Genomic DNA, 12365 nt, shown 5'->3' with positions numbered 1-12365 from the left:
CCGTGCACTAATCACTCACAAGCCATGAGAGGAACTGCAATGAACGAAACCGCGCTACAGAACAAAGCCCTGGCAGTACTCCTGGCGTTGGTGACCATTGCCTTCTTCTGGATCCTGCTGCCGTACTACGGCGCAATCTTCTGGGCGGTGATCCTCGGCATCCTGTTCGCCCCTTTGCAGCGCCACCTGCTGATCCGCTTCGGGCGCCGACGCAACCTGGCGGCCGCCACGACCTTGCTGGTGTGCCTGCTGGTGGCTGTTCTGCCAGTGATCATCACCAGCGCGCTGCTGGTGCAGGAGGGGGCGTCGCTGTACCAGCGCATAGAGAGCGGGCAACTGGATATTGCCGGCTTTGTCGAGCATGGCAAGAACATGCTGCCGGCCTGGGCCCAGCATGGCCTGGACAGCGTGGGCATGGGCAACCTCGACGCGCTGCGTGACAAGATCACCAAGTGGGCCACCCAAGGCAGCCAGGTGCTGGCCACTCAGGCGTTCAGCTTTGGTCAGGGCACGTTCGAGTTCGTGGTCAGCTTCGGCATCATGCTGTACCTGCTGTTCTTTTTCCTGCGCGAAGGCGCAGATGTGGCTCGCCGGGTGCGGCTGGCCGTGCCTCTGCCCGAGCACCAGAAGCGTCGTTTGCAACTGAAGTTCAACCGTGTGGTGCGGGCGACGGTGAAAGGCAACGTATTGGTGGCCATTACCCAAGGGGCGCTGGGCGGGTTCATTTTCTGGGTGCTGGATATCCCCAGTGCACTGGTGTGGGCGGTGCTGATGGCGTTTCTGTCGCTGCTGCCGGCGGTGGGTGCGGGCATCGTCTGGGCACCGGTGGCCGCGTATTTCCTGCTGACCGGAGCGATACTGCCGGGAATTATCCTGACCGCGTTCGGAGTGCTGGTGATTGGCCTGGTGGATAACGTGCTGCGGCCGATCCTGGTGGGCAAGGACACGCGCATGCCGGACTACCTGATTCTGGTATCGACGCTGGGTGGGCTGGCAGTCTTCGGGCTCAACGGCTTCGTGATCGGGCCCTTGATCGCGGCGCTGTTCGTGTCCAGCTGGGCGATTTTTGCCGCAACCAAGCCGCAGGTGCAATTGCCACAGTAGGGGTTTACCGCAGCACCCAAGGTTGGGTTCAATGCCGTCACACCCGCCGCGATGGAAACAGCCAGATCGACAAGCCCAGCTACACCTACCAGGCAGTCTACCGCTACTTGCTCGACAGGATCGAAGCAGCGCCCTGCGATGTGGAGCAGCGCTTGCCGTCACTGCGCGAGCTGGCCCAGCGCTTGGGCGTTTCGGTATCCAGTACCAAGTACGCCTATGCACTGCTGGAGGACGAAGGGCGGGTGTATGCGCGCCCCAAGCTGGGCTACTTCAGCCGGCCCCGCGCCCCCGCCATGCGCGGGCAGCATTCACCGAGCCTGCTCGACACGGTGTTCGCCAGCGCCCGTCAGCCGGGCATGCTGGCCCTGGGCAGCGATGCGCCGGCCATGTTGCTGTCGCTGCAGCAGCCGCTACTGATGATTGAGCGCGAACTGGCGCGCCAATACCCGCACGCGTTGGTACCGCTGTTCCAGCCGTTCGGTGAGCCCGAGTTGCGCAGAGTGCTGGCCGACCGCTACACCCGCTCGGCGCAGCATTACTGGAGCGCCGATCAGGTGTTCATTGGCGCGGACCTGCGCAGCATTCTCGAGTTGGCGTTACGCGCCCTCGACCTGGAAGGCCAGGTGGCGCTGGTGGAGTCACCCTGCAACTGGGCGGTGCTGAGGCAGTTGCAGGCTGCGCGCATGACCATCATCGAAGTGCCATTGGGTGAGGATGGGCGTTTCAATTTACAGCAGTTGCACCGGCTGCTATGCGATCAGCCGGTGCGCCTGGCAGTGCTGTCGTCAGCGGCCAATGTGCCGCAAGGTGGCGTGATGCCCGCGTCGGACAAGCAGCAGATTTGCCGCTGGCTGGCTGAGCACGCTGTGTGGTTGTTCGAAAACGATGGCTACGGCGATTTGTGTTTCGACGCTTCAGCGCCGCGCTACCGGGACTTCGCCGACCCTGACCGGGTGCTGGTGTTTTCGACCTTCGACAAGCTGATCGGCGCGGAGGCGCCCTTTGGCTACCTGCTTTGCCGGCAGCATAATGAGCGTTTGCAGCAGTTGTGCCTTGAACGCGCCTTTCGTTTGTCGCCGATTCGCCAAAAGGCCATCGCCAGGCTGTTCGTCTCGCGCCGGGTCGAGCGGCACGTACAGCGCTTGCGGCCCTTGCTGCGTGAACGCCTGCAGCAGATGAAGGCGCTGCTGGACGTGTACGGCCAGGGCTGCCTGCGCATCACCGAGCCTCAAGGCGGGGCCTGCCTGTGGTTTCAGGCGGCCCGGCCGGTGGATATGCGCCGGGTCTTCGAGCGGCTGCTGGCACAACGCATCGTCATCGCCCCCGGGGAGCTCTTCAGCCAGTGCGGCCTATGGCGCAGCCACCTGCGGTTGTGCTGCACAGTGGACTGGAGCAAGGACATTGCCCTGGCACTGCAATGCCTGGTCAGGGCTATTCAGGACGAAGCTCAAGCCCCGTAGCAGTGGTGCAAGGCCGGGAACGCCCCATCGCGCACTTCGTCTGCATAGCGTGCGCAGGCCTCGCGGATCACCTGGCCGACGTCGGCATACTGCTTGACGAAGCGTGGCACGTGGTCACCCCCTAGCCCCAGCAGGTCCTCGGTGACCAGCACCTGCCCATCGCAGGCGGGTGAGGCGCCAATGCCAATGGTCGGTTTGTGGCTGGCCTGGGTGATGGCGCGCGCCACGGGCTCGGCCACGCCTTCGAGCAGCAGGCTGAAAGCACCGGCGTGCAGGTTGGCCTGCGCATCGGCCCGCAGCGCTGCAGCGCTGTCAGGGCTAAGCCCTTGGGCCTTGTAGCCGCCCATGGCATTGACGAACTGCGGCATCAGGCCGATGTGCGCCATGATCGGGATACCCCGGGCGACCAGGAATTCGACGGTGCTCGCCAACGCCTGGTTGGCCTCCAGCTTGAGCGCGTCGCAGCCAGTGCTGGCCAATACCTGGGCGCAGTTGCGAAAAGCTTGCTCGTGGGATTCCTGATAGCTGCCAAACGGCATGTCGGCGATTACGCAGGCCAGGCGGGTGCTGTCGACCACGGCGCGAGTATGGGCGATGGTTTCGTCCAGGCGCATGCCCAGGGTGGACGGGCGGCCGTAGCCGACCATGGCCGTGGAATCGCCGACCAGTATGAAGTCGACCAGCGGGTCGATCACCTGGGCGATGGCGCTTGAGTAGGCGGTGAGCGAAACGATCTTCTGCCGGCCTTTCATGGCGACCAGTTGCGGGACGGTAAGGCGGCTGGTGCGGGTGTGTGTGCTCATTGGGGGCTGGGCATCTCAGGACAGGGATGGCCCATTGTCGGGAGCTTGCAGCGGCAACTCAATGTACAGATCCAGGCTGAAAGGCGACCCAGATTACCTGCTTGATTCGGCCGGCTTTGCAGTATTTTGTGGGAGCGGCACTGTGTCGCGATCGGGCCGCAGCGCGGCCCCTCGGATTCAGCAAAAAGGCCTGGATTGCTGGGGCTGCTGCGCAGCCCGATCGCGACACAAGGCCGCTCCTGCAGGCCTTTCGCACGGCCTCAGAAGGCCTGTGGCATCTCGCCTTTGGCCAGGCGCCGGTTGATGTCGGCGATCACTTCGGGCAGGTCGTTGATGGTGTCGATGAGGTAGTGCGGGCGCGAGCCGGCAAACAGCGCATGGATACGCTGGCGCTCGCTTTCCAGCTGCTCGGCACTCAGTGCCTGGAAGCCTTCCCAGGTCAGCCCCAGCGCGTTGCCCGAGCACACCAGTGCCACGGTCCACATGCCGGCACGGCGGCCTTCGAGAATGCCTGGCACGGTATCGTCGACTTTCACGCAGGCCGCCACATCGTCGATGCCCAGTGCAATCACGTTGGCCAGGGCCTGGGCCGGCCAAGGTCGGCCGTTAGGCGTCTCGTCGGTGGCCACCACGTGGTCGGCCACGTAGCCGTTCTGCGCCGCTAGTTCCACCACCTTGTCCATCACTACCTTCGGATAGCCCGAGCACGAGCCGATCTTCAGGCCGTCCTGGCGCAGCCCGGTGAGGGTGTCCAGCGCACCGGGGATTAGCGCCGAGTGCACGGCGATCTTCTCGATCTGCAGCGGCATGAAGCGGTTGTAGATGGCGGTCACGTCATCGTCGGTCGGCGTGCGGCCGAACACCTTGCGGTAGCGCTCGGCAATTTCCGGCACGTCGCACAGGGTGCGGATGTGGTCCCACTTGCCCATGCCCATCGGCCCTCGGACCTCTTCGATGGACACCTGCACGTCGAATTCGGCAAAGGCCTCGACAAAAATCTGGGTAGGGGCGAACGAGCCGAAATCGACCACGGTGCCAGCCCAGTCGAGGATGGCAGCTTGCAGTTGTGTAGGGTTGCTGTAGTTCATGTGCGCAAATTCCTGAATTCAGGTGGGCAAAGGGTCAGATGTCCAGTACTTCCATTTCCCGCAGCACTTCGGCCACGGCATTTACGGCGGCCTGCATGCCATCGGCACCGACCACGCCGATGCAGCCGACGCGGAAGGTTTCGACCTGGGTCAGCTTGCCCGGGTAGAGAATGAAGCCCTTGGCCTTGACCCGTTCGTAAAAGTCCTTGAACTGGTAGCGGGCGTCGTTCGGTGCGTGGAAAGTGACGATGATCGGCGCCTGGATATCGGCCGGCAGGAAGCTGCGCAGGCCAATGGCGGCCATGCCGTCGAGCAGGGTCTTGCAGTTGTCGGCATAGCGTTGGTGGCGCGCAGGCAGGCCGCCTTCTTCGTTGTATTGCTGCAGCGCCTCGTGCAGGGCCGCGACCACGTGCGTGGGCGGGGTGAAGCGCCACTGGCCGGTCTTGGCCATGTAGGCGTGCTGGTCGTAAAGGTCCATGGCCAGCGAGTGGGCATTGCCTTCGGCGGCGGCCAGGGCGGCTTTTTCGGCGAAGACGAAGCCCATGCCAGGTACGCCTTCCAGGCACTTGCCGGAGGCGGCGATCAGCGCTTCGAAGGGGATTTCGCGGGCATCGATCGGCAGCGCGCCGAATGAACTCATGGCATCGATGATCAGGCGCTTGCCGTGGCGTTTGATCACCTGGGCGATCTCGGGCAGCGGGTTGAGGATACCGGTACTGGTTTCGCAGTGGATCAATGCCACGTGGGTGACGGCGGGGTCGGCAGCCAGCAGGCGGTCGACATCGGCAGCCGTGGTCGGCTGGTCTTCGGCGGTTTCGAAGGTGCTGTAGCTGCGGCCCAGCACTTTGCAGATCTTCGCCAGGCGCTGGCCATAAGCGCCATTGATCAGCACCAGGACCTTGCCATCGCGTGGCACCAGGGTGCCGATGGCCGCTTCCACGGCGAAGGTGCCGCTGCCTTGCAGGGGCACGCAGTGGTGGCTGGCGCTGCCGTCGATGATCGCCAGCAGTTGCTCGCAGACGCTGGCAGTCAGCTGGTTGAAGTCGCGGTCCCAGGAGCCCCAGTCCACCAGCATGGCTTGGCGGGTGCGGATTGATGTGGTCAAGGGACCTGGGGTCAGCAGAATCGGGGCGTTGCTCATTCCGTTATTCCTCGCAAGCGGTGGGCTGAAACTACGAGGCCTAGGTTGCAATTCGCGCTGTCATCAATCAAATTGTTTGTTGTTATCCCAGCTATAAGTCAGGCCGATAAATATGAACCTGTTTCAGCTACGTGCGTTCGATGCAGTGGCCCGTGAGGGCAGCTTTACGCGAGCCGCCGAGCGCCTGTTCATCAGCCAGCCGGCAGTGACCGGGCACGTCAAGGCGCTGGAGGAGCACTACCAGATCACCTTGTTGAGGCGCACCGCGCGGCGCGTTGAGTTGACCGAAGAGGGCACGCGGCTGGCGGCCATCACCCGGGCCATGTTCGGCTTGGCTGAAGAGGCGCAGGCCATGCTGGAAGCCAACCGGCAGTTGCTGACCGGGCGCCTGGAGGTGGCCGCCGATGGCCCGCACCGGGTCATGCCCATGCTGGCGCAGTTACGTCAGCGCTACCCCGGTATCACGGTCAATTTGCGGCTGGGTAACGCTCAAGAGACGCTGGCGGCCCTGTTGTCCGAGCATGCCGACGTGGCGGTACTGACTGAGATCGAGCCACGCAAGGGCCTGTATCTTCAGAACCTGTGCGAATCCCGTTTGTGCGCGCTGTTGCCGGCAGGGCACGCCTGGGCGGGCGGCGAAGGTGACCTGGCCCTGACCGGGCTGCACCAGCAAATCATGGTGCTGCGCGAACCCAGCTCCACTACCCGGCGCACCTTCGACAAGGCCTGCGCTACAGCCGGCGTGCAGCCGAGGGTGCAGCTGGAGCTGGACAGCCGTGAGGCGGTCACCGAGGCAGTGGCATCGCAGCTGGGCATCGGGGTGGTGTCGTCTACGGAAGTGGCGAACGACCCCCGGGTGGTGGCGCGACCGCTAGGCGGGCAGGGTCTGGTCAACCAGCACATGGTTGGCTGCCTGGAGCGGCGCCGTGAGTTACGCTTGATCCAGGCATTCCTGGGCCTGGCGGCCAGCCTTTGAGCCGGGCCGAGATGGCGGTATGACTGATGGACTGCAGATGAGCGAGAAAGACACCATTTCCATGCAACTGGTGCGTGAGGCCTTGTTGCAGACCTGCCCGGCGGGTGAGCCGGATGCCGCGTTGCTGGCCCGTGCCGGTATCGACGCCGGGCAGTTGCAGGCCCCGGATGCACGGGTCAGCGCCGAGGCCTATGCCCGGCTCTGGCGGTTGCTGGCACGGCGTTGCAACGACGAGTTCTTTGCCATGGACCCGCGTGGCCTGCGCAGCGGCAGCCTGGCGTTTCTGTGCCGGGCGAGCATGGCCCAGCCAACCTTGGGCGAGGGCCTGGAAACCGCGCTGGCGTTTCTTTCGCTGATGCTCGAGGACCTGCAGCCGAGCCTGGTGCGTCAGCAGGGCCTGGCCGAGATTGTCATCAATGAGCCGCGTGACCTGCCACGGCGCCCGTTCACCTACTTCACCTTCTGGATGATCGTGCATGGCGTGGCCTGCTGGCTGGCCGGGCGACGCATCGCCATCCTGGCCATTGAGCTGCGCTGTGCCGAGCCGCCGTACTGTGACGATTACCGGGTGATGTTTTCGCAGAACCTGCAGTTCGAGCGGCCGCGCACCCGCATGATCATCAGTGCCGATTGCCTTGACGTGCCACTGCGTCGTAGCCCCGAGGACCTGCAGCGTTTTCTGGCCGAGGCGCCCGGCAACATCCTGGTCAAGTACCGTGATCCGGCCAGCCTCGCGCGGCGTATCCGCGCCGACTTGCTGCAACTGGACCCGTCCCGTTGGCCGGATGCCGACGCCCTGGCACGACATTTGTGCCTGTCTCCGTCAACCTTGCGTCGTCGGTTGGCGGAGGAAGGGCAGAGCTACCAGGTACTCAAGGACAGTGTCCGGCGCGAACTTGCCATTGCCTGGTTGAGCCGGGAAGAGGTGGCCATGGGTGAGATTGTCGAGCGTCTGGGGTTTGCCGACAGCAGTTCGTTCTACAAGGCATTTCGCAAGTGGTTCGGCTGCAACCCTGGGCATTACCGTGCGCTGATCCAGGCCCGGGGAGCGGCAGGCTGTATTGAGGCTCCCGCTGCCACTGGCGATGGGTGAAGGCAGGGAGTCGATCGTTGCCCATCAAGGGCATCGATGATGCAAGCGGTGGCGGGTCGTGGGCACGGTCGTATTTCCTCGTGCCTTGGGCAGTGCGAGTTGGCGAGCATGCCAGCCCCAACCCTTCGCTCCCGGCACATCCATGACTTCCAGCACTTCGAACGCCATCATCAGCCATGAACAAGCAACTGATGATTTCATCGCAGCCAGGCTTCCCGACTGGCTAAAGCGGGCCAGCCAGGCTCAGATCGGCGCCCTGCGCGCCAGCCTCAACGCCCATCACGCCAGCCAGGCCCGTCTGCGCGGGCTTACGCTGACCCTTGAGCCTCTGCAGGTGTTCGCTGAAAAGCACCTGCTGGGCGTGCTGGTCAAGCCACTGCCCACAGGCATGACCCTCGCAGCACTGGAATGGCTGCAGGTATCACCGCGTTTCGGCACGATGCCCGGCACTCTTCAGCAGACTTACCACTACTCGGCGACCCGCCAGGATGGCTTGCTGAGGCTGATGGGCAACTTCGGCCCTGACGAATCGTTTTACCAGGGCACCGGGCTGGTGTCCCCTGGCCGGGACGCCGTGTTGACCGGGACGCCCGAGCAACTGGTTGCGACATGCCGGGCGCTGGATGTGGGCCAGCTTTACCAGGCCGAGCTGCAGCGCACGTTCAACGCGACCACCGAAGGCATCCTTGCGCAGGACAAACGTTCGGGTCTGGCACTGGCTGCGCAGGTTGCGACGCTCAAGGGCGATATCGACGAGCAGGTGCAGCAGGCCTTGACCAAGATGGTTGAGGGTGGGGGTGCCCATGCCGACACGGGCCTGCATGCCTACCCCGGGTTGCTGGAGGTGTTGGGGCAGCGTGTTGCTGACGGGCTGTTCATTCGTTTGCGAGACAGTGTGGGCCAGGACCGAGGTGTGGTCCTCTACCTGCCCAGCGATCCCGTGCAGGCGCTGCGCCGCTTCGACTCCACACAGGCCATGAACACTGCGATGGTTGCAGCATTGCAAGAGAAGGCCTACCGGGATTACTTCATGCAGCTGATCAGCCTGCGACATCGCGCGAGCATCGCAGGCAGGCTGCATGCACGCCTGGAGGATGCCCAGCCCGATCTGGCGTTGGAGGGCGCGACTGAGTCTGGGGACTTGTTCGCTGCGCTGGCCGCGCAACAGTTGCAAAGGGTCAAGGACGACGCCCGGCTGTTACTGGTCCCTACTGCGGACGCTGACGCGGCTGCCGCCCGCGCTCGTCATGCGGCCTGGCATGGCGCAGGGCTCGATTTGCTCAACCTGGCGGGGCTTTTCATCCCTGTGGTAGGCGCGCTACTGCTTGGCCAACTGGTGGCGCAGACACTTGGCGAGGTATTCGAGGGCGTCAAGGACTGGACCCGTGGGCACCAGCACGAAGCCCTCGAGCATATGCTGGGGGTTGCCGAAACGGTGGCTGCGACGGCGTTGACCGCAGCCAGTGTGAGTTTTCTGCGAAGTACCTTTGTCGATGGCTTGCAGCCTGTGAACGTGGGGGGGCGGCGCGGCCTGCTGTGCTCCGATGACATCACAGCCTATGAGTCCAACCCAGGCACCATCGCCCTGCGTGATGATGGGCTTTATGGTGACGAGAGCAGGCGCTGGATGCGCCGGGGGCAGCGTTATTATGAAGTTCAGCGCAGTGAGCCTGAAGCCCCGTACCGCCTGCGTCACCCTGGTGCAAGCAACGGTTACGGGCCGCTGGTTTTGCACAACGGCGAACGCGGCTGGCGCCTGCTGCGCGATCAACCGCAACGCTGGAACGACGTGCGCAGCATGCTCGATAGCCTGTGGCCGCAGCATCCCGCCATTGATGCACAGCAGGCGGCGCAAGTGCTGCGGGTTGCCGGTGTGGATACCGAGGAGTTGCGGGGCGTGCTGGTAGAGAACCGGCCGGCGCCAGTAAACCTGCGTGAGACTTTGCGGCGCTTCGAAGCCCATGCGCGTATCGAGTCGTTCTTTACTCGTCTGGCCAGCTACTCGCTGGCCACACAGGACAGTGCGTTGCTGGAGTGGTGTCAGGCCCAGTCTGCCAGTACCGACAGCGATACCCTGCTGCGTCAGCGAGCTGCCCTGCAGGGGCCTCTTCTGGAGCACCTGAGCACGCCACCCGCTGCCGACGACAGGCTGCTGACCTTGGTAAAACGTGATTTCGCCGGTTTGCCGGAAGCCTACGCACAGGCGCTGGTCGCGCAGGCCAGTGAAGGCGACCGGTTGCTGACGACGTCAAGCGGGCGTGTGACGCTGGGCCTCGCGGAAAAGGCCCGCTCCCTGCTTCGCCTGGCCAGACTGAACCGTACGCTGGAGGGGCTTTACCTGCCCGGCAGCTACTGCAACGAAACCGGTCAACTGGCTTTCGCCCTGCTTCAGGGCGAGCTGGCAAGCCGCGCAGGTGTGCCTCCCGAAACGCTCAGCCTGGAGCTGCGCGACAGTGCACCGGACGGGCGTTTGCTAAAGGCCATAGGCACCGCTGTCGACCCCCTTGTGCGCAGGATAGTGGTGCATAAAGACGGATGCTTCCATCTTTATGATGGCCTGGGGCGTGGGCTGCCGTTCGGCGCAGGTGACCCGGCAAGCCTTTACGAAACGCTTGCAGCGGTGTTGGCGCCTGAGCATTGCGCGGCGCTTGGCATGGCTCACGGCGATGTTGGGTCACAGCTACGCCAGCGTCTGCTTGCCCGGCTTCCTGCTACGCACCAGGGGGTTGCCGAACTCTTGCAATGGCCGACACAGGTGCAATGGTTGAACCCTGGACGACGCTTGCCAGATGGCCGGGTTGGCTATCTGCTCAATGGCCGCACCGGGGCCGACAGCCGTTCATTTGCTGCGCGGGTTCGGGAGCGTTTGCGCCAGCTTTATCCAGGGTTGGATGAGGTGCAGCTGGACCAGGAGCAGGCGCTTCTTGCCAATGGGCCGCGGCCGGTCTATGAGCGCCTCGTAGAGCTGGAAGATGACCATGACCAGTTGATTCGCCACCTCAACCGCTGGTGCAGCGCAGAACTGAACGAGGGGCGCCAGATACTTCGCCGGCAGGTCGTCGGCGCCATTCTGCGGGCTTGGCGCTTGCAGGGACACTGGATATACAACGATGCGGGCACACCGACAGGTCAGCGCCTGTCGCTGAGTGGCCTGCAGCTCAGCAGTTTGCCGGAGCTGCCGCCTGTCATTGACTTCCACCGTGTAACCAGCCTGCGGTTGTACGAGTCGGCGGTCGATGTGGTGCCAGTGAACTTCTTGCGCCCGTTTACCACGCTGAGCGAGCTGGACATGAGTTTCAACCGGCTGCGCAACATTCCGCTCGGGATCGCTCACCTGCCGCAACTCCAGCGCTTGCGCCTGGCGCATAACCAGATCCGTCTCGACGCGCAGGCGGTCGAGGTCTTGCAGGCACTGCCTGGCTTGTCCCATCTTGACTTGAGCTACAACCGGCTGGAACACCTCTACCTGAACCTCAACCATTTTTCGGCAATGACTCACTTGAACCTGCGGCACTGCCGGCTGGCGACCTGGCCCGACCACATCGAGCTGTGCGGCCTTTTGGTGCGCTGTGACCTGAGCGACAATCAGCTACGGGAACTACCGGAGGCGGTGTTGGCCATGCCTCATGCCTGGCGCCGGGCGCTTGTCGTCGACCGTAACCCCCTGACAGGGGTCCAGTTGCAACGGTTGTTCGCGCTGGATCCCATCGAGGAACACGGACATTTGCCAGAGTCGATGGCCCGTGTCGACTTGCTTCATGCACGCGCCTTGTGGCTGCAGCATGTCGCCGATAACGACCGAATGGCGTGCGCAGCGCTGTGGGACGGCCTGTTGGCCGACCCGGACAGCGTAGGCTTTTTCCGTATTTTAGCGTGGCTGGAGCATACGGCTGATTATGACCCGGCAGCCACCGGAGGCGGCCGGGAAGCACTTGCGCGTGAAGTATGGGCCGCGCTGCGGGCCATGGAGGGCAGTCCGGGGTTGCGGATACGGGTTTTTGAAGAGTGCAATCAGCCTGTTTCCTGCTCGGACATGGTCATCGATCGTTTCAGTCACGTGAATATTCGGGTCTTGCTGGCCCAGGCTGAAACCGATGCGCTAGACCTGACGAAACGGGGACAGTTGATGGCATTCGGCCGGCAGCTGTTTCGGCTTGATCAGGTTTGGCAGGAGGCCAGCCGAGCGATATTGCGCCAGGGCGGCGCGGGTGAACAGGTGGGGCGCTCGGCCTTGTCACTGGCATACCGTGTACGCCTGCGCGAACGTCTGGGTTTGCCCGGTCAGCCGCGGGCGATGCGCTACCCGGACTCTGCCGGGTTGAGCGACCAGCACGTCAACAGTGTTGCCGCAGCTGTCCTCGCCAGTGAAGACTTCGAGGCGCTGACTCAAAGCCTGGCGAGTCGCCTGTTCTGGCAAACCTGCCTTCGTGAGCAGCACCGGGCGCTGTTCGAGGCACTCAGAGCCGACTATCTGCAGCGCAGGGCGGACTTGCGCATTGTGCAGCCACCCATTGCGGCCGAACAACTGCGTTCTCAGCTTGCTGATCTGGATGAGCAGGAACTACGCGATACACAGCGATTGCTGACAGGGCTGACCGAGTCTTACCTGCACAGCCTGGGCCGGGGTGCCAGCTGACCTGCAAGGCGGCCAAACCAGTCATCCAGATTGACAGCTTTGGCCATTGCCGCGGGGCTTGAGC

At 63.8% G+C, this 12365-nt stretch carries 8 protein-coding genes; 5 read left to right on the top strand and 3 right to left on the bottom strand.

From position 1 onward, the window contains the following. Positions 1-39: 39 nt before the first annotated feature. Positions 40-1104: an AI-2E family transporter gene (locus J3A71_RS20325; protein ID WP_016485810.1), complete on the top strand. Its 1065-nt coding sequence runs from the start codon at positions 40-42 to the stop codon at positions 1102-1104. Positions 1105-1169: 65 nt separating this feature from the next. Then, positions 1170-2564 (top strand): PLP-dependent aminotransferase family protein, encoded by a 1395-nt coding sequence (locus J3A71_RS20320; RefSeq protein ID WP_096425846.1) that lies wholly within the window; start codon positions 1170-1172, stop codon positions 2562-2564. Here J3A71_RS20320 and panB read toward each other — a convergent pair. The 3 genes from panB to J3A71_RS20305 all read right to left on the bottom strand — a co-directional run bounded on the left by panB (position 2552) and on the right by J3A71_RS20305 (position 5596). After that, a complete protein-coding gene (gene panB, locus J3A71_RS20315; protein WP_070086434.1) occupies positions 2552-3367 on the bottom strand; it encodes a 3-methyl-2-oxobutanoate hydroxymethyltransferase in 816 nt (271 codons plus the stop codon). The genes J3A71_RS20320 and panB overlap by 13 nt on opposite strands. Before the next feature lie 260 nt (positions 3368-3627). Next, a complete protein-coding gene (gene phnX / locus J3A71_RS20310) occupies positions 3628-4455 on the bottom strand; it encodes a phosphonoacetaldehyde hydrolase (RefSeq protein WP_209953168.1) in 828 nt (275 codons plus the stop codon). A 34-nt stretch (positions 4456-4489) separates the two neighbouring features. Continuing rightward, positions 4490-5596, bottom strand: coding sequence for a 2-aminoethylphosphonate--pyruvate transaminase (locus J3A71_RS20305; RefSeq protein ID WP_023048908.1), 1107 nt, complete (start codon positions 5594-5596; stop codon positions 4490-4492). 112 nt (positions 5597-5708) lie between these two features. Here J3A71_RS20305 and J3A71_RS20300 point away from each other — a divergent pair, with 112 nt between their 5' ends. From J3A71_RS20300 to J3A71_RS20290, 3 genes are all read left to right on the top strand, one after another. Continuing rightward, entirely contained in the window at positions 5709-6572 is an 864-nt protein-coding gene (locus J3A71_RS20300) for a LysR substrate-binding domain-containing protein (RefSeq protein ID WP_016485815.1), read from the top strand. Positions 6573-6609: 37 nt separating this feature from the next. Further along, positions 6610-7665, top strand: coding sequence for an AraC family transcriptional regulator (locus tag J3A71_RS20295; protein ID WP_016485816.1), 1056 nt, complete (start codon positions 6610-6612; stop codon positions 7663-7665). A gap of 142 nt (positions 7666-7807) precedes the next feature. Next, positions 7808-12301: an NEL-type E3 ubiquitin ligase domain-containing protein gene (locus tag J3A71_RS20290; protein ID WP_070086433.1), complete on the top strand. Its 4494-nt coding sequence runs from the start codon at positions 7808-7810 to the stop codon at positions 12299-12301. The last annotated feature ends 64 nt before the right edge of the window (positions 12302-12365 follow it).

The organism is Pseudomonas sp. PvP089, assembly GCF_017875165.1.
GTDB classification, from domain to species: domain Bacteria; phylum Pseudomonadota; class Gammaproteobacteria; order Pseudomonadales; family Pseudomonadaceae; genus Aquipseudomonas; species Aquipseudomonas fortuita.
The sequence above is the reverse complement of the archived record's forward strand: the minus strand, read 5'-3'. Positions and strand labels throughout refer to the sequence as shown.